The organism is Sphingorhabdus sp. EL138, from assembly GCF_945890115.1.
Classification (GTDB): domain Bacteria; phylum Pseudomonadota; class Alphaproteobacteria; order Sphingomonadales; family Sphingomonadaceae; genus Sphingorhabdus_B.
Genome location: NZ_CAMDCK010000004.1, coordinates 17,519 through 35,337 on the forward strand (window position 1 = coordinate 17,519; position 17,819 = coordinate 35,337).

Below are 17,819 nucleotides of genomic sequence, written 5' to 3' on the forward strand. Positions count from 1 at the left end.
CGCCGCCGAGTGTGCCCAGCTTGGTGTCAAAAAAAGGTTTTTCTGCAGAAAAGCTTCATTTGTCGAAAATGACTGGTCGATGGGAATAAGTTCCGCCAACAGCAAGTTTGAGGTAAGCCCCTTCCTGAATTTCCCAACCGGTGAAAAAATGCGTAAGCCAATCATTCTGTCATTGATGTTCTATGTCGCCGCATGTGGCGGCGGCGGTGCAGAGAAGCGCGAGCGCCCTACCCCGGTGGTCACCATTGGCGCGGCATCCTCCCATGAATTTTCCGATGTCTACGTCGCTGTGGGAACAGCTAACGCAAATGAGCAAGTTTCGGTCCGAGCGCCGGTTACCGAGCGGATAACGCAGCTTGGCTTTTCCGATGGCGACTATGTGCAAAAGGGACAAATGCTTGCGGTTCTTGCGCAGGGTCAGGAAACGGCATCGCTTGCCAGTGCGCAGGCTCAGGCACGCGAGGCCGAGCAGCAACTAACGCGCATCAGGGAACTTCACCGCCGCGGCTTTGCCACCAACGCAAGTTTGGACGCGCAAACCGCTTCTGCAACTGCGGCACAGGCGCTAGCAAATGCGGCGCGCGCCTCGATTGGTGACCGCGTCGTGCGTGCGCCTTTTTCCGGCTACGTATCGTTGCGCCGAATCTCGGTTGGCGCAGTAGTAAGCGCTGGAGACGAAATCGCCGCAGTGAGCGATCTGAGTTCAATCAAGCTCGACTTTACCGTCCCAGAGACAATGCTGGACAAGGTCCGGGTGGGACAGGTTATAACGGCAAAGGCCGCCGCCTTTCCAGATTATCTCGCGTCGGGCGGCATTAGCGCCATTGACCCGGTTGTTAATCCACAAACCCGCACCGCAGCATTGCGTGCCATTTTACCAAACCGCAATGCCCTATTGAAACCCGGCATGCTCTTATCCGTAACCATAATGTCGAAAAACCGCACTGCCCCTGCCGTGCCCGAACTGTCCTTGGTCCGCGAAGGCGATGCCAGCTTTGTCTACACGGTTGCCTCCGACCTTAAGGTAAAGCGCACGCCCGTCAAAACCGGCACGCGCGACGGTAACCTCGTTGAAATTATTGAGGGCCTGAAAGTGGGTGACAAAATCGTCACCGAAGGCGTGGTAAAACTTTCTGATGGTACCAATGTGCGGACTGGCCCCGCCAAGGCCAGCGGCGCGCCAGCCAAAGCGCGCTGATGTTCGTCTGATATGAAGCTTTCCGATACCTCCGTCCGCAGACCCGTATTCGCAGCCGTCATTGCGATTTTAATGGTGCTCGTCGGCGTTGTCGGGTTTTTAAGTCTGCCCGTCCGGGAATATCCGGACACGGAACCGCCAATCGTGTCTGTCGGGACAACCTACACTGGCGCAGCCGCCACTGTCGTTGAATCCCGCGTCACGCAAGTCCTCGAAAATTCACTTGCCGGTATTGAAGGGATTCAGACGATCACGTCGCGCTCACGCGATGGGCAGTCGGACATTACCATCGAATTTGCGCCAGGCCGTTCAGTAGACAGCGCCGCCAATGATGTCCGTGATCGTGTCGGCGGGGCTGCGGACGATTTGCCCGAAGAAGTGCTGCCACCCGAAGTGCGCAAGGTCGATGCGGACGCGTCGCCAATCCTGTTTCTCGTCGTGTCGAAACCCGGTTGGTCGCGGCTTGAACTCAGCGACTATGTTGACCGCAATTTGGTTGATCGCTTTTCGTCCATAGACGGGGTAGCTCGTGTGTTTATCGGCGGTGAAGCAAGACCTTCTATGCGTATCTGGCTCCAGCCGGATCGCTTGGCGGCTTTGGGCCTGACACCGATAGACATTGAAAATGCCTTGCGCAGCCAAAATGTTGAACTTCCCGCTGGGCGGCTTGAATCGACCGATCAAAATATCACGCTGCGGGTGAGCCGCCCCTTTGGTAATGAAGCCGAATTTCGCCAGTTGATTGTCACGCGGGGCGCGGATGGGTCGCTTATCCGACTGGGTGATGTGGCGCGGGTCGAAACGGGTGCGGAAAATCCTTATGCAGCGTTTCGCCTCAATGGTGAGTCCGCCTTGGGCATGGGTATCGTCCGCCAATCTGGCGCGAACACGCTGGCCGTGGCGGAAAGCGCTAAAGCACTTGCCGCGCAAATAAAGCCTTCGCTGCCACAGGGCATGACGATCACTGTAGGCTCGGATGATTCCTTGTTCATCAGCAAGGCGATCAGCAGCGTGTGGGTCACCTTAGCAGAAGCAGCCGCGCTGGTTGTCTTAGTGATCTTCCTGTTTTTGGGCAGTTGGCGCGCGACTATTATCCCTGCTGTAACGGTGCCCATTTGCTTGCTCGCAACTTTTGCAGTCCTCTGGTTCCTCGGATTCTCAATCAACTTGCTGACGCTATTGGCAATGGTGCTGGCCATTGGCCTTGTTGTCGATGACGCCATTGTTGTGCTTGAAAACGTCTATCACCGCATTGAAAAAGGTGAGCCGCCCTTGGTCGCGGCGGTAACCGGAACGCGGCAAGTGGCGTTTGCCGTCGTTTCCACCACCGTTGTTGTCTGCGCGGTGTTTGTGCCCGTCATGTTCTTGGCTGGCCAGACGGGCTTGCTGTTCCGCGAATTGGCAGGTGCGATGATTGCTGCCGTCGCCTTTTCGGGTTTTATCGCCTTGAGCCTTACGCCGATGTTGTGTTCAAAGCTTTTGAAGAAACAAGATCGTGGACGGGTTGCACAATGGGTAGATGACAAGTTCCAGAGGCTTGAGAAGCGTTATGCCAATCTGCTTTCGCGGGTTATCGCAAGGCCTTTAGTCGCCTCGCTAGGCGTGCTTGGATTTCTTCTGTTCGCCGGATTTCTGTTTACAACATTACAGTCCGAACTGGCGCCAGCCGAGGATGTCGGCAATCTGAACGTAAGTGTTTCCGCGTCTGAGGGCACTGGTTACGAAACTATGGACAAATATATGCTTCAGGCGTCTGAGCCGATTGTGAAGCTGATCGAAAAAGGAACTGTGCGGTCCGTCGTCCAGCGAACGCCTAGCGGATTTGGACCAAGTGATGATTTCAACAGCGGGACGTTCCTCGTCTTTTTGAAACCATGGGAAGAACGCACGGAAAAAACCGAAGATGTGGTCGCGCAGATCAACAAAATCCTAGCCGAGTTACCTGCGGTTCGCGGCAATGCTTCGGTACGCTCCTCCATCGGACGCGGGCGTGGTCAGCCGGTAAACTTCGTTATTGCAGGCTCAACCTATGAATCGCTGAGTATTGCACGCGACCGCATATTGGTCGCAGCAAGCGAAAATCCCGGTCTCGTGAATATGGATTCCGATTATAAGGAAACCAAACCCCAAATGGAAATTCAGGTCGATACTGCACGCGCAGGCGACCTTGGCATATCAGTGGCGGAGGTTAGCCAGGCGCTACAAACGCTTTTGGGTTCGCGCCGGGTGTCGACCTATGTGGATCGCGGCGAAGAATATCGCGTCATCGTGCAAGCGGATGCAGCGGATCGCGCCACTGCCCAAAATCTTGCTGCAATCCAGCTTCGGACGCGTGACGGATCATTGGTGTCGCTCGCCAATCTCATAAAATACACCGAGACCGCAGGCGCGCGGGATTTGGGTCGCTTCAACAAGTTGCGCGCCATCACGCTCCAGGGCGGGCTGGCGCCGGGTTATTCCATGGGTGAGGCTTTGGCCTTTTTGGAAGAGCAAGCCGCTGCATCCCCAGAGGTTCTGGCGGTTGGATATCGCGGTGAAAGTCAGGCCTTCAAAGAAACAGGCGGTTCAATCATGCTTGTATTCTTACTGACCATCCTTCTCGTGTATCTCGTGCTCGCAGCGCAGTTTGAAAGCTTCGTTCACCCAGTCACCATCATCATGACGGTACCATTGGCGGTCGGGGGTGGCATCATTGGTCTTGCCCTCACTGGAATGACGTTGAACCTGTATAGCCAGATTGGCATTGTGATGCTGGTCGGCTTGGCAGCGAAGAACGGCATCTTAATCGTCGAATTTGCCAACCAGTTGCGCGATGAGGGCTTAGAAATTCTCGAGGCCATTCAGCAAGCTTCTGCCCGGCGTTTGCGGCCAATACTGATGACATCCATCGCCACCGTATTCGGCGCTATTCCATTAGCGATTGCTGGCGGTGCAGGCGGAGCGGCGCGGTCGGCCATTGGTGTAGTGATCGTCTTTGGCGTGACGCTTGCTACGCTCATCACGCTCGTGCTTATTCCCCTGATTTATGCGCGGCTGGCCAAATATACCGGCTCCCCCGAGGCGACATCACGCCGTTTGGACCAGGAAATGAAAACGCAAGAAGCGCCATTGTCTTAGTCTGCGGTGCGGAAAAAGATTTTTTATAAATTTACGTTACTTTTTAATATGTTATTTATATCTACGATCCTAGTGCAGGCCAAAAATGCAGGGACCGCAGATGTACAAGAATTTGGTAATTTTCGGAACGCGGCCCGAGGCCGTTAAGCTTTTCCCCGTGATAAGCGCGCTGTCGCAATATGCAGATATGCATACCCAAATTCTGGTCAGCGGGCAACATCGGCACATGCTGGACCAAGTGCTATCGATCAGCGGCATCGTGCCGGATTATGACCTTGATGTCATGCGCCCGGAACAATCACTCGACACGCTCACGGCGCGCCTGCTGCAAACAATTGGGGTGGTTCTGGACAGCGCGAAGCCAGATCGCGTCATCGTTCAGGGCGATACCTTAACAGCTATGGTCGGCGCGCTAGCCGCTTATCATCGCAAAATTCCAGTGAGCCACATTGAGGCGGGATTGCGCAGCCATGATATTTACCAGCCATGGCCGGAAGAGGTGAATCGGAAGATCATCGGCAATATTGCCGATCAGCATTTTGCCCCGACCGAGATGTCCGCAGCCGCTCTCCGCGCAGAATCCATTCCCGCCGATCGAGTCTTTGTCACTGGCAACACCGTGATTGATGCGCTGCATTGGGTTTTGAGGAAAATCGCCCACGATCCGTCGCTCATTAGCAGCCTTGCCCCGCTGGAGGCGCGTTTTCGCGGTCGTAAAATCATCGGAATTACCGCCCACCGCCGAGAGAATCTTGGTACGGGCATGGTGAACATCGCGGCTGCAATAAAAGCCATTGCCCTGCGTGACGATGTGGCCTGTATTTTTCCTGTCCATTTGAACCCGAAAGTCCGTGCAGTCATGAATGCCACTTTGGGGAACTTACCCAATGTCGCCATGATTGAACCGCTGGATTATCCCAACTTTGCACGGCTTTTGTCCATCAGCCATATCATGCTGACCGACAGCGGCGGCGTTCAGGAGGAGGCGCCCGCGCTTGGCAAACCCGTATTGGTCCTGCGCGAGACCACCGAACGCCCCGAAAGCGTCGCCACAGGCATAGCGAAGCTCATCGGGACAGATACACAGCGGATCATTCGCGAAATTTCGGCTCTTCTGGACGATGACGCCGCTTATGCCGCGATGGCCCGTGGGCGATATTCCTTTGGCGATGGGCATGCGAGCCAGCGAATAGCAGATATCATCTCGAACGCGCGTTGACAAAAACCCTAAGGTGTCAAGCCAACGCTGAGATTTTGTTAATTTTTCCAGCATGGCCCCGGAACCGAGTGTCCCAAGGCTTGTCCCTTTGCGGATAACATCATATGGCGCACACATTCGGATGCCGCCTTTAAGAGAGACAATTGATGAAAATTGCTATGATCGGTTCGGGCTATGTCGGCCTTGTTTCTGGTGCGTGCTTTGCCGATTTCGGCCATGAAGTTGTCTGCGTGGACAAGGACGAGTCCAAAATCGCCCGCCTGCACGCCAACATTATGCCGATTTACGAACCTGGCCTTGACGCGCTTGTCAAATCCAATGTCGATGCAGGCCGGTTAAGCTTTTCAACGGATGTTACCGAAGCGGTCAAAGGGTGCGATGCGGTTTTCATCGCCGTGGGCACGCCTTCACGTCGTGGTGATGGCCATGCGGACTTGAGCTATGTCTATGCTGCTGCCGAAGAATTGGCACGCGCGATCGATCCGCGCACCGTTGTTGTCACAAAATCGACCGTTCCAGTAGGCACTGGTGACGAGGTTGAGCGGATCATCCGCGAAACCAGCCCCAAGCTCGACTTCGCTGTTGTGTCCAACCCCGAATTCTTACGCGAAGGCGCCGCGATTGGCGACTTTAAGCGCCCAGACCGTATTGTCGTCGGCAGCGATGTCGAATGGGCTCGCGATGTCATGCGCGCTGTGTACCGTCCGCTCTTCCTCAACGAATCGCCCTTATTATTCACCAGCCGCCGTTCGTCGGAGTTGATCAAATATGCCGCCAACGCATTTTTGGCGACAAAGATTACCTTCATCAATGAAATGGCCGATCTCTGTGAAAAACTGGGTGCGAATGTGCAAGACGTGTCGCGCGGTATCGGCCTCGATAACCGCATCGGGTCGAAGTTTCTGCATGCCGGCCCCGGCTATGGCGGCAGCTGCTTTCCAAAGGACACTTTGGCGCTTCTCAAGACCGCGCAAGACCATGAAACACCCGTTCGGGTGGTTGAGGCTGTGGTGCAGGCAAATGACCTTAGAAAGCGCGCTATGGGACGCAAAATCATCACGGCGCTGGGTGGCGATGTGCGCGGCCTGAAGATTGGCCTGCTTGGCCTGACGTTTAAGCCAAACACAGACGATATGCGCGATGCGCCGTCGATTGCGATTGTACAGACCCTGCTTGACGCAGGCGCAATCGTCCACGCGCATGACCCCGAAGGTATGGAGGAAGCCGCGAAGATCCTGCCTGATGTGGTGATGACTGATAGCGCCTACAACGCGGCGCAAGGTGCGCACGCCGTTGCCTTGATCACCGAATGGGACGCCTATCGCGCACTTGACCTCAAAAAACTACACGCAGCCATGGCGGGCGATGTACTTGTAGATTTGCGTAACATCTACCGCCCTGAAGATGCAGCCGCAGCAGGGTTTCAGTATGTCAGCGTCGGGCGCTGATATAACACTCGCGGTGCTTCAGTTTACCTGCCGCTCAAAACCAGCCCAATATGGCGCGCGTAGGTCCTTGCGTAGGATTTTGCCTGACGCATTGCGCGGCAAAGCGGCAATGATGTCAACGGAACGTGGCACCTTAAAGCCTGCAATGCGTTCGCGCGCCCAACCAATGACGCTTTCGGCATCAATCTGTGCGCCGGGTTTGGGAACGCATACCGCCTTCACCGCTTCGCCCCATTTGGCGTCCGGCACGCCAATCACTGCGACCTCCAATATGTCAGGATGTCCGTAAATCGCGCTTTCGACTTCAGCGGGATAGACATTTTCGCCGCCCGTGATGATCATGTCTTTTACGCGGTCGTGGATATACATATATCCGTCCTCATCCAGATATCCAGCATCACCGGTCTTAATCCAGCCACCATCGGCAACAGTGCCTTTTGTGGCGTCGGGTAAGTTCCAATAGCCGATCATATTGTTGGACGACCGCGTCCAAATCTCACCCACTTCACCCACCGGAACATCGTTCCCTGAACCATCCACCACACGCAATTCGACGCCAGGCAGAGGCTTACCGGCCGAACGCATGCGTTGGTTGCCATTGGGATCATGATCCTCGGGCGGCAACATGCAGATGGTGCCTGTGGTTTCCGTCATACCATAGACCTGAATAAATTCGGCGCTGAATACGTCCATGCACTGACGCAGAAGTTCAAGCGGAATGGGCGCTGCGCCGTAGAGGATGTATTTAAGACGGCTATAATCTACGTTGCGGCAGCGCGGGTGGTTGACCATCATCTGCAAAGCGGCAGGAACGATGAAAAGCCGCGTTGCCCCGCCCTTTTCAATAGCATCAAAGACGGAATCTGGCGCGAACTCCGCCTGTACGAGCGCGGGCAGACCTGACGCCATGGCCATGATGCCAAGCCCCGTTCCGCCAATATGCGCGCAGGGCATGGCGATCAGAACGACCTCATCATCTTCCCATTTGCTATAGGCATGCGCCTCTTCAGCCGCATTTTTGCGTAGCGCGAACAAGTTCCGGTTGGAAAGCACCGCTCCTTTGGGATTACCCGTTGTCCCGGAGGTGTAGAGTTGCAGCACCGCGTCATCAGGGCCAGCAGGTTCAAACGCGGTGCGGGCCGTCGCGTCAATCATATCGCGCGCTTCTTCCTCAGCGATCACCCGATCAACACCAGCCAAGTCGTTGGCCAGTGCGTGCACACCCGCCTCAAACCCCTGCCCCGCAAAGAGTATGCGTGCGCCGGTGTCTTTGGCGATATAGGCCCATTCGGCAGGCGCAAGACGCCATCCCACGGGCACCGTCACGACACCAAGCCGCGCGGCGCCGTAAAAAAGCGCAAAGTATAAATCGCTATTTTTGCCAATCCAGGCAATCCGGTCGCCCTTTTTCAGCCCTAACCCAAGCAGCATCGCGACGATTTTCGCGGTGCGCTCCTCCAACTGGCCATAAGTGAAATGGTGGTCCTCTTGCGAAAGCGCCGCCCAGTCCGGCCGTTCCACCGCCCAGTGCGCTAAAAAACCATCAAAGCTCAGTATGTCGTAGCTGGCAACGGCCATATCATTCTCTCCTAGCACTGGCCATTTTTTCGCAGAGGCCTGATGCAATGTGTCGTGACATTATGGCGGCCTGTCAATATTGTGATTTACCCACCGCTAAGCGCGGAAAATCAGCGACAGATTGTTCGCGGGCATGGCTATGACTGGATCAAGGCGTAACCCAAATTTGTGGGCTTCTTCTGCAATATCCTCGACATAGCGCAGGCCCCATTCGGCATTTTGTTGCCGCAACGACGCATCAAAGGCGGCATTGCTCTCCGCCAGCGGGACGTCATATTGGTTGTAGGGTCCGTAAATGAAAAGCACGGCAGACGGCGGCAAAAGGCGCGCGACGTTGCGTAGTAGACCAACGGTGGCTGCCCAAGGACTGATATGCGTCATGTTGATGCAGACGACCGCGTCCGCCTGCGCTATCGGCCAATCTGCCGACGCATCCAGCAGCATTGCGGGCCGCATATTCGGTACGTTGGAATCCGCACGCCATGCGTTGATCGACGCAAGCGCGATGGGGTCCGGGTCGCTTGGCTGCCAAGTCAGTGCGGGAAACAGCTTTGCAAAATGCACGGCATGCTCGCCTGTCCCGCTCGCCACTTCCAACACAAGGCCTTCTGCCGGAAGCACACGCACCAAGGTTTCCGCAATCACATCTCGGTTGCGCTCCGTCGCTGGCGCGTGCCGTTTTACCTCCGCGCCAGCTTCAAAAACAAACGGCTGCGGTCCACTCATTCTGCCGCAACCGCCTGTTCGGGCTCGCGCCAAACCAACACGGGCTTGCGCGCAGCTTGGGTTTCATCCAGACGGCGACGTGGCGCATGATGCGGCGCGGACTTGAGCGACGGATCACCTGCCTTGGCCCGCCCCGCAACATTGCGCAGTGCACCGATAAATTGGTCCAGCGTCGCCTTGCTCTCGGTCTCGGTCGGTTCCACCAACATCGCGCCATGGACGACAAGCGGGAAATACACCGTCATCGGGTGATAGCCTTCGTCGATCAGGCCCTTTGCAATGTCGAGCGTGGAGAAGCCTTCTGCCATGCCGTTATCGCTGAACAGTGCCTCATGCATGCAAGGGCCGCTGTGCGCAAATGGCGCTTCAAGCACATCTTGTAAGCTGCGCAAGATATAATTGGCGTTCAACACGGCATCTTCCGCCACTTGGCGCAGCCCATCTGCGCCATGCGACATGATGTAGGACAAAGCGCGGGTAAACATGCCCATTTGACCGTGAAAGGCGACCATGCGGCCAAAGCTGTCCGGATGGCATGCATTCGCCGTTTCTTCTTCGACCAACCGATACTGATCGTTATCCTGCGTGACGAAGGGCAAGGGCGCATAAGGGGCCAATGCTTCGGACAAGACCACTGGTCCGGAACCCGGCCCGCCGCCGCCATGTGGCGTGGAGAATGTCTTGTGCAGGTTGATGTGCATGGCATCGACGCCCAAATCGCCGGGGCGGACGCGCCCCACAATGGCGTTGAAGTTCGCGCCGTCGCAATAGACATAGCCACCGGCCGCATGCACCGCGTCCGAAATTTCGCGCATATCCCGCTCGAAAAGACCGCAGGTGTTGGGGTTGGTGATCATGACACCTGCAATATCAGGACCAAGCCGCGCCTTCAACGCAGCCAGATCAACGCGCCCTTCCGATGTCGCGGGGATATTCTCCACCGCATAACCCGCAAAGGCCGCCGTCGCTGGGTTGGTGCCATGCGCGCTTTCGGGGCAGAGGATCACCGAACGCGCATCACCGCGCGCGGTCAACGCCGCACGAATGGCAAGGATGCCGCACAATTCGCCATGCGCCCCTGCCTTGGGCGACATCGCCACGGCCTTCATGCCCGTCAATGTAATCAGCCAATGCGCCAGTTCGTGAATGACGGCTAGGGCACCTTGGACGGTCTCGACTGGCTGCAACGGATGGACATCGGCAAAGCCAGCCATGCGCGCGACCTTTTCATTCAGGCGCGGATTGTGCTTCATTGTGCAGCTTCCCAGCGGGAAGAAACCCAGATCAATCGCGTAATTCTGACGACTGAGGCGCGTATAATGGCGGACCGTCTCAGGCTCCGACAGGCCAGGCAGGCCAATGTCGCGGTGCCTTTCCAGATTGCCGAGACGCGCGGCGACCTGCGGTGCATCAGCCAGATCAACGCCCGTTGTTCCGGCGGTGCCAATCTCGAAGATCAACGCCTCTTCCAGCATCAACGCCTTATTCCCTGTGTAGGTTGCAGGGGCGGTGTCGCCGGCATTGCCCATTTCGGGCTTCCATCCGCTCTGGTTGATGCTGTTCATGCCAAAATCTCCTGCAATGCGGCGGCGAATGTTTCGACATCCTCTTGGGTAGCTGTCTCCGTGACGGCCACCAGCAGGCCGTTACGCAATGCAGCAGCGCCAGGGTAAAGTCGCCCGAGCGATACACCACCAAGGATCTTGCGGTCGGCCAATGCGCGCACAACGGGTCGCGCGTCTGTAGGTAGCTTCAACGTGAATTCGTTGAAGAAGCTGTCATTGACCAATTCAACGCCAGCGATTTGGCTCAGCCGATCGGCCGCCTGCACCGCGAGCGCGTGGTTCAACTGCGCTAATCCGCGTAGACCCTTTTCGCCCAACAACGTCAGATGCACACTGAAAGCCAAGGCACAAAGGCCGGAATTTGTGCAGATATTGGACGTCGCCTTTTCACGGCGAATATGCTGTTCACGCGTCGACAGCGTCAGAACAAAGCCACGCTTGCCTTCAGCGTCGACAGTCTCCCCGCATAAGCGACCGGGCATTTGGCGAACGAATTTTTCTTTGCACGCAAACAGGCCAACATAAGGCCCACCAAATTGTAGGCCGACGCCAAGCGACTGCCCCTCACCCACCACAATGTCCGCGCCCATGTCTCCGGGCGCCTTAATCGCACCCAAGGCAACGGGTTCGGTCACAACTGCGATCAGCAATGCGCCATGTTCATGCGCCTTGGCGGCGATGGCGGACAGGTCTTCGATCCGGCCCAATATGTCGGGATATTGCACCACGACGCAGCTTGTCTCGCCGTCAATGGCGGCCAGCAAACGGGCGCTGTCGGTCTGTGCGGACAGTTCCGGCAAACTTGTGTCCAGCGTATCGCCTGTATATTGCGCCATGGTCTTGGCCACGCTGACATAATGCGGGTGCAGCCCTGAAGACAGCAATGCCTTTGTCCGCTTGGTAATGCGGCCAGCCATGCCGATCGCTTCCCAACAGGCGGTTGAGCCGTCATACATCGACGCATTGGCGACATCGCACCCAAACAGGCGCGCAACCTGCGTCTGGAATTCAAACAGCATTTGCAACGTGCCCTGCGCGATTTCCGGCTGATAGGGGGTGTAAGCCGTCAGGAACTCGCCGCGCTGGATGATATGGTCAACGCTCGCGGGCACATGATGCTTATACGCCCCTGCGCCCAAGAAGAATGGATGATGCGACGCGGTCATATTTTGGCGCGCAAGTTCGGAAAAATGCCGTTCCACCGCCATTTCGCTGGCATGATTGGGCAGGCCACGGATAGGCCCATCCAGGCGCGCTTGCGCAGGAACATCACAGAACAGATCATCAATCGATTTTGCCCCAATGACGCCGAGCATCGCTTGCCGGTCGGATGGGGTTAGCGGTAAATAACGCATGTCAATCTCCATAGCCCGCGTCGCGAGCGGATTGTCTTAAAGTCCGTCAACAAATGCCTGATATGCGGCGGCATCCATGAGGCTGTCGAGTTCGCTGCTATCGCTTAAGGTCAGTTTGAAAAACCAACCTTCCCCTTCGGGATCACTGTTGACGAGCGCCGGATCGCCTTCCAGCGCGTCATTGCCTTCAAGGACTGTACCGCTCACGGGCGCATAGACGTCGGACGCCGCCTTCACCGATTCCACAACCGCTGCATCGCCGCCTTTGTTAAGCGTTGCACCTGCCGCAGGAACTTCCGCAAAGACGATGTCGCCCAATTGGCTTTGCGCATAATGCGTGATGCCGACGGTTGCACTGTCGCCGTCAACGTCGATCCACTCATGATCTTCGGTGAAATAACGGGTCATGTGTTTGCTCCTTTGCGATGATAATGATGTGGGATGAAAGGTAGGCTTGCGACCGTGACAGACACGCGTTTGCCGCGCACTTCGGCCTCAAGTGCGGTGCCGACGGCGTTATGGGCTGCATCGACATAGCCCATAGCAATGGGCGCGCCGACGCTTGGGCCAAAGCCGCCAGAGGTAATGACGCCCACTTGCGCTTCGCCTGCGAAAATCGGTGCGCCTTCACGGACCGGCATTTTGCCGTCGACCGACAGGCCGACCAGCTTGCGTACGGGGCCGTTGGCAAGCGCGTTCAGGATACGATCAGACCCAGCAAAGCCACCCTCGGCGCGGCGGCGTTTGGAGATGGCAAAGGCAGCATTGGCCTCAACCGGCTCCAATTCGGGGTTCATGTCATGACCGTAGAGCGGCAAGCCAGCCTCAAGCCGCAGAGAATCGCGTGCGCCAAGACCAATGGGCTTGACCTCTGGCTGCGCGCACAACTGGTCTGCCAGTTTTTGTGCATGCGTGGCCGGAACGGAGATTTCAAAGCCATCCTCGCCCGTGTAACCAGAACGGCTGATCCAAAGCGGCTCAGGGTCGGTTTTGGGCCCCCAGAAGAAGGAACCCGCCTCCATAAAATATAGCGCGTCCACGCCCGGCACGACGCGCTTCAACGCATCGACCGCCTTGGGCCCTTGCAGCGCCAATAATGCGCGGTCTTCCATATTGTTGATGGTGATTTCGTCGGGCAGATATTCGCGCAGATAGCCCATATCGTCCCACTTCACCGCGCCATTGACGACGACATACAGACCCATGGGAACCGCCGTAATCATCATATCGTCCAGCACGCCGCCATCTTCGGCTAGCAAGAGGGAATAGCGCATTTTGCCTTCTTTCAGTGCGGAGATATCGCCGGGGACCAGCGCCTCAAGCGCTTCAGCGGCACCGTCGCCGGTCAGCATCAACTGCCCCATATGGCTAACGTCGAACAAACCAGCATTTTCGCGGGTCCAAATATGTTCAGCCATAATGCCTTCATATTGGATCGGCATATGATAGCCCGCAAATTCGACCATGCGCGCGCCCTTGTCGCGGTGCCAAGCGTCGAGCGGCAGTTCCAATATTTCGATGGGTTCGAGTTCGAATTCGTCTTCTTCGCTCATATCAGTCCGTTCAAGAGTTGCAGCAACCGACGCCGGATAGCGCCAAGTCTGCTGCCCCCTCTGTCACGGATACCTGAGAGCTTTATCTGCGATATGCGCCCTTCATGACACATATGGCAGGTTACACCTTCGGTGGCGTATTTTGGCAAACGGCCAAGACACGCGCTTTCCAGAGTGTCGCAAAAGCCGAAGCGGTCCTTTTGCCTGAGAGATTCCGGGGCGGTTGCTCCTTCGGCGGTCCCTATAAGGGACGCTCTCCCGCTTCGTCAGCGACTCTGTTCTATTGGCGTTAGCATTTTGCAGAGTCAACCCGCGAGCGCGCGGATGGAATCATTTTCGTGGATAAAAACACCTTCGTCGGGCCTATCTGCCAACGCCGCGATGGCCTGTGCCAATATATGGGATGGCGTGGAGGCATATTTCCGCATCGATCCGATCATCAGCCTATCGGCCAAAGGCGACAATAAAATCCCTAATGCCTCACCCGGACGGTGCGCGTCGCGCTTGCCACCCGTCAGCAGGCTTGGGCGCATGATATCAAGGCGTTGAAAGCCAATGTCACAAAGCCCCTGCTCCATCTCGGCCTTGGTTCGAAGGTAGAAATTGCTGCTGGCGGGTATCGTGCCTACCGACGAGACAGTTATAAAATGCTGTGTTCCAGCTTTATGGCTCGCCTCAGCAAAGGCAAGCACAAGGTCATGATCGACGGCCCGGAAAGCCGCACGCGACCCTGCGGTACGTATCGTGGTTCCCAAGCAGGAAATGGCAACGGCAGGCTTGATGCTTGCGACAATCGCTGGCCAGTCATCGCTCGGCGCGACATGTTCATGCACATTGGGTGTTGATTGCGCGGACGGTCGACGCGACACCAAATGGACCTCATATCCGGTGCGCGCCATCTGATCCGCGACTTGCTTGCCAACCAAGCCCGACCCACCAGATATGATGATTTTCGACTTCACGCCGCGTTCCCGCAGTGTTCGCGGTGCCGGTCGGTGGCGTAACGATCGGTCATCCCCGCCAGAAAGTCACCGATATGGCGGCTGCGCGCGGGTTCTTGCTGGGGTAGATTCTCCTGCCATTCGGGCGACAATAGTCCGACATCGCTGCGATAGATCACAAACAATTCGCGCACGATGTTCGATGCCTCCACCGCCGCTGCAGTCTGCGTGGGGTGATGGTATAGCTTTTGATACATGAATTTTTTAAGCTGCCGCTCACGCGCTGCCATGTCTGGCGAAAATCCGCCGATCATCGCGCCGGCTTGGCGCACATCCTCTGCATCTTTGATACCCAATTCGTGGATTCGCGCGCGCGTCGATTCAATCACATCATTGACCATCACACCAATCTGCTCACGAGTCAGTTCGCCGATCAAGCGGCGTGGCCGCACGTCCGGATAGCGCGCCAATATCGCTTCCCAACGTTCCGCCACAAATGGCAACTCAAGCAATTGCTCCATGTCGAGCAGCCCTGCCCGGATGCCATCGTCAATATCATGATTGTCATACGCGATATCGTCGCTGATCGCCGCGACCTGCGCCTCCAACGAAGGCCAATCGGTCAGATTTAAGTCAAACCCTGCGTTCACATCGGCCAAGGCCCAACCGGGATTGGCCACTGGACCATTATGTTTGGCGAGCCCCTCCAGCAGTTCCCAGCTTAAGTTCAAGCCCGGCCATGACGGATAAGGCGATTCCAGCAGCGTCAATGTACGCAGCGTCTGCGCATTATGGTCGAACCCGCCAAAGGGCTTCATCGCCTCTTCAAGCGCATCCTCGCCCGCATGGCCGAAGGGCGGATGGCCAATATCATGGGCCAGACACAAGGCCTCGGTCAAATCCTCATTCAAGCCCAGCGCGCGGGCAATTGTCCGGCCAATTTGCGCTACCTCCAGACTGTGGGTCAGGCGGACACGAAAATGGTCCCCATCGGGGGAGATAAAAACCTGCGTCTTGTGACGCAGGCGGCGAAACGCGATCGAATGAATGATACGGTCACGGTCCCGCTGAAAAATATCGCGTGGTCCGCGCACATCGCTTGACGGTTCGGCATGCAGCCGACCTCTGCTACGGTCAGGAAAGGAAGCATAAGGGGCAAGGTGCGACATGCCGCGCTTATGCCGCCAAGTGCCGCGAACCGGAAGCCACTATTTTGTTTTCAACGGATTAACGACCTCGCCAATCTGGCTTTTCCACATAAACGCGTCACCACCGGCGTTTTTATAGTCGCCTTCCCATTTCTTCGCCGCTTTCAGGTCAGGAAACGGACCAACCAACAGCCGGTCCGTCCTGCCCCATTCGGACGTGTATGGGCTTCGGGATTTGAGCAAAGCCGAATATGTCTTGATGAGTTTGCGATAATCAAAGCCAAGGGCATTGGCGTTTCCTGTCGCAATCTGCACCCAGTAGCGCGCAGGATGGTCCTTTTCGGCTTTGGCTTTGGCCGCAATCTTGGGGTCAACCTTGGCAACCTTGACTGGCTCTGCCGTCGCCTTGGGTGCCTGTGGTTTCAATTTTTTCAAATCGACTGGAACTTGCGAAGGCTGTTGTTCGCTCTCCGGAATATCAATGGCCTCCACAATTGCGCTCAGATTAAAGCTGGAGGAACCAACTGGCAGCGCAGGCACGGTTTCAGGCGTTTGCGAGGCTATCGCGGCGGCCTGCGATAGAGGGAGTGCCTCCTGTATTGACCCGCTGCTTTGGGTTATTACTGGCGTAATAGCATCGGGCAAAGTAGGCGCAGGCGTCAGCGTGCTTGCCGGCCTTGGCAATGCTGCACTGACCAATGAGCGCGCAGTTTCAGGCACCGGCAGCGCATTGTTGCTCACACCCGCAATCCGGGAGGTTTGCGTGTCCTCGGTCTTGGAACGCGCGGTGGCCGTGCTTGGGCGGGATGTGTCTGCCCTGGCCAGCTTTTGTGCTTCGGGAATATTGGCAACTACCGTCTGAATTTCCGTCCGATCCTGCGCCTTTCGGTCACGTTTAATATCCGGCTTCGGCGTATTTTTGCTGTCGCGCGCAGGCGTAGATTTTGGTCCAAGCGCAGCGCCAGATGGAATAAGGCGATTATCGCCGGAAACGACGGGCACCTGCGGCAGCGCCGATGCAATGCGCCGGACTTGTTCACTGTCACGCCCGACCGATTGACGCGTCGGGAAATGCCCCAAATGGATTGCCGCTGCCTTCTGCGCAGGCGTCAGCGAAGGCATCAGCCGGAAAAAACCTTCCATACGCAGCGCCGAACTTGCATCCATAAACCCTTGTGCAACTTTCGACGATTCACGCAAGTCTCCTCGGGCCGCCAGCATGAACGCCCGGGCACGCCATGCAGTGGCACTGTTGCGTTGCAGCAGCGGTAGCAGCATCGCATCAGCGGGCTCTTTTTGTCCCGCTAAAGACAAGGATACCGCTTGGCGAATAATGAGGTCGTCCGAGATGGACGCTGTTCGCGCCAATTTATAGTCCTGCTGCGCACGGCCAAAATTACCCAACAGGTCGAAAGCTAATGCACGGTCCAGCGCAATTGAACGCTCACTCGCGCCAAGGCGGACGGCTTGATCAAACAAACGCAGTGCTTCAAACGGATTTTCAGTGCGCACGGTCGCCGTCGCCAAACCTGACACGATGCGGCTGTTCCCGGGGCGAAGCGCATTGGCACGCGTGAAGAAGTTCAAAGCGGCGTTAGCGTCGCCCAAGGCAAGCGACGCATTGCCAGCATCGGCCATGGCATCAGCATCAGAAGGATTAAAAGATATCCGGCGCATGGCTGCACGCAACTCGACTGCACCAGCGGGCTCCGAACTTATGGGTACAGCAGGCGTTGCCTGATCCAGCGCCTCAAGCGCGCTTTCATCAACGGCTTGCGCGAACACGCCGGATGAAAAAGCGAGCGCACAGAATATCCCTGCACCACGTAACATTGTCACATTCATTCGCCCTTATTGGAATGTCGATGGCCGGACGCAAAGCATGTTTACGCAATGCTCCGACAAACGGTTGCCTAAAGCGGACGAAATGACACTGCGCTGCGCACGCAGCTTAGAGTCAGGACCACTTAA

The 17,819-nt window shown here is 56.7% G+C and carries 13 protein-coding genes and 1 riboswitch; of the genes, 4 read left to right on the plus strand and 9 right to left on the minus strand.

Features of this window, described 5'->3' with window-relative positions; translation table 11 throughout:
* The first annotated feature begins 79 nt into the window (after positions 1-79).
* The 4 genes from Q0O07_RS02645 (at position 80) to Q0O07_RS02660 (ending at position 6,982) form a co-directional block, all read left to right on the plus strand.
* Positions 80-1,198, plus strand: coding sequence for an efflux RND transporter periplasmic adaptor subunit (locus Q0O07_RS02645; protein ID WP_295490026.1), 1,119 nt, complete (start codon positions 80-82; stop codon positions 1,196-1,198).
* 12 nt (positions 1,199-1,210) lie between these two features.
* Positions 1,211-4,315 carry an efflux RND transporter permease subunit gene (locus tag Q0O07_RS02650; RefSeq protein ID WP_295490029.1) on the plus strand — a complete coding sequence of 1,035 codons (3,105 nt, stop codon included), beginning with the start codon at positions 1,211-1,213 and terminating at the stop codon, positions 4,313-4,315.
* A 100-nt stretch (positions 4,316-4,415) separates the two neighbouring features.
* On the plus strand, positions 4,416-5,534 hold the full coding sequence (gene wecB, locus Q0O07_RS02655) for a non-hydrolyzing UDP-N-acetylglucosamine 2-epimerase (RefSeq protein WP_295490031.1): 1,119 nt from the start codon (positions 4,416-4,418) through the stop codon (positions 5,532-5,534).
* 146 nt (positions 5,535-5,680) lie between these two features.
* Positions 5,681-6,982, plus strand: a complete 1,302-nt coding sequence (locus Q0O07_RS02660) for a UDP-glucose/GDP-mannose dehydrogenase family protein (protein ID WP_295490034.1) — start codon at positions 5,681-5,683, stop codon at positions 6,980-6,982.
* Positions 6,983-7,000: 18 nt separating this feature from the next.
* On the opposite strand, the gene Q0O07_RS02665 is transcribed toward Q0O07_RS02660, so the two are convergent.
* The 9 genes from Q0O07_RS02665 to Q0O07_RS02705 all read right to left on the minus strand — a co-directional run bounded on the left by Q0O07_RS02665 (position 7,001) and on the right by Q0O07_RS02705 (position 17,687).
* Entirely contained in the window at positions 7,001-8,560 is a 1,560-nt protein-coding gene (locus tag Q0O07_RS02665) for a fatty acid--CoA ligase (RefSeq protein ID WP_295490037.1), read from the minus strand.
* A gap of 96 nt (positions 8,561-8,656) precedes the next feature.
* A complete protein-coding gene (locus Q0O07_RS02670) occupies positions 8,657-9,286 on the minus strand; it encodes a DUF938 domain-containing protein (protein ID WP_295490040.1) in 630 nt (209 codons plus the stop codon).
* A complete protein-coding gene (gene gcvPB / locus Q0O07_RS02675; protein ID WP_295490043.1) occupies positions 9,283-10,851 on the minus strand; it encodes an aminomethyl-transferring glycine dehydrogenase subunit GcvPB in 1,569 nt (522 codons plus the stop codon). Before gcvPB ends, Q0O07_RS02670 begins: the two co-directional genes overlap by 4 nt.
* The gene (gene gcvPA / locus Q0O07_RS02680) at positions 10,848-12,206 is read right to left on the minus strand and encodes an aminomethyl-transferring glycine dehydrogenase subunit GcvPA (RefSeq protein WP_295490045.1); all 1,359 of its coding nucleotides are present in this window, start codon (positions 12,204-12,206) and stop codon (positions 10,848-10,850) included. The genes gcvPB and gcvPA overlap by 4 nt, the downstream gene beginning before the upstream one ends.
* A 36-nt stretch (positions 12,207-12,242) precedes the next feature.
* Positions 12,243-12,614: a glycine cleavage system protein GcvH gene (gcvH, locus tag Q0O07_RS02685; RefSeq protein WP_295490047.1), complete on the minus strand. Its 372-nt coding sequence runs from the start codon at positions 12,612-12,614 to the stop codon at positions 12,243-12,245.
* Positions 12,611-13,759: a glycine cleavage system aminomethyltransferase GcvT gene (gene gcvT / locus Q0O07_RS02690; protein ID WP_295490049.1), complete on the minus strand. Its 1,149-nt coding sequence runs from the start codon at positions 13,757-13,759 to the stop codon at positions 12,611-12,613. Before gcvT ends, gcvH begins: the two co-directional genes overlap by 4 nt.
* Before the next feature lie 182 nt (positions 13,760-13,941).
* Positions 13,942-14,030: riboswitch (glycine riboswitch) on the minus strand.
* 34 nt (positions 14,031-14,064) lie between these two features.
* Positions 14,065-14,721: an NAD-dependent epimerase/dehydratase family protein gene (locus tag Q0O07_RS02695; protein WP_295490052.1), complete on the minus strand. Its 657-nt coding sequence runs from the start codon at positions 14,719-14,721 to the stop codon at positions 14,065-14,067.
* Complete coding sequence (locus tag Q0O07_RS02700; protein WP_295490054.1) at positions 14,718-15,869, minus strand: deoxyguanosinetriphosphate triphosphohydrolase; 1,152 nt, start codon at positions 15,867-15,869, stop codon at positions 14,718-14,720. The genes Q0O07_RS02695 and Q0O07_RS02700 overlap by 4 nt, the downstream gene beginning before the upstream one ends.
* 39 nt (positions 15,870-15,908) lie before the next feature.
* Entirely contained in the window at positions 15,909-17,687 is a 1,779-nt protein-coding gene (locus tag Q0O07_RS02705; protein WP_295490056.1) for a hypothetical protein, read from the minus strand.
* Between the last annotated feature and the right edge of the window lie 132 nt (positions 17,688-17,819).

Coding starts and splice junctions, on each gene's coding strand:
- Q0O07_RS02700 (WP_295490054.1), bottom strand. CDS start 15,869: ATGTCGCACCTTGCCCCTTATGCTTCCTTTCCTGACCGTAGCAGAGGT.
- Q0O07_RS02665 (WP_295490037.1), bottom strand. CDS start 8,560: ATGGCCGTTGCCAGCTACGACATACTGAGCTTTGATGGTTTTTTAGCG.
- gcvH (WP_295490047.1), bottom strand. CDS start 12,614: ATGACCCGTTATTTCACCGAAGATCATGAGTGGATCGACGTTGACGGC.
- gcvPA (WP_295490045.1), bottom strand. CDS start 12,206: ATGCGTTATTTACCGCTAACCCCATCCGACCGGCAAGCGATGCTCGGC.
- gcvPB (WP_295490043.1), bottom strand. CDS start 10,851: ATGAACAGCATCAACCAGAGCGGATGGAAGCCCGAAATGGGCAATGCC.
- Q0O07_RS02660 (WP_295490034.1), top strand. CDS start 5,681: ATGAAAATTGCTATGATCGGTTCGGGCTATGTCGGCCTTGTTTCTGGT.
- Q0O07_RS02670 (WP_295490040.1), bottom strand. CDS start 9,286: ATGAGTGGACCGCAGCCGTTTGTTTTTGAAGCTGGCGCGGAGGTAAAA.
- Q0O07_RS02650 (WP_295490029.1), top strand. CDS start 1,211: ATGAAGCTTTCCGATACCTCCGTCCGCAGACCCGTATTCGCAGCCGTC.
- gcvT (WP_295490049.1), bottom strand. CDS start 13,759: ATGAGCGAAGAAGACGAATTCGAACTCGAACCCATCGAAATATTGGAA.
- Q0O07_RS02645 (WP_295490026.1), top strand. CDS start 80: ATGGGAATAAGTTCCGCCAACAGCAAGTTTGAGGTAAGCCCCTTCCTG.
- wecB (WP_295490031.1), top strand. CDS start 4,416: ATGTACAAGAATTTGGTAATTTTCGGAACGCGGCCCGAGGCCGTTAAG.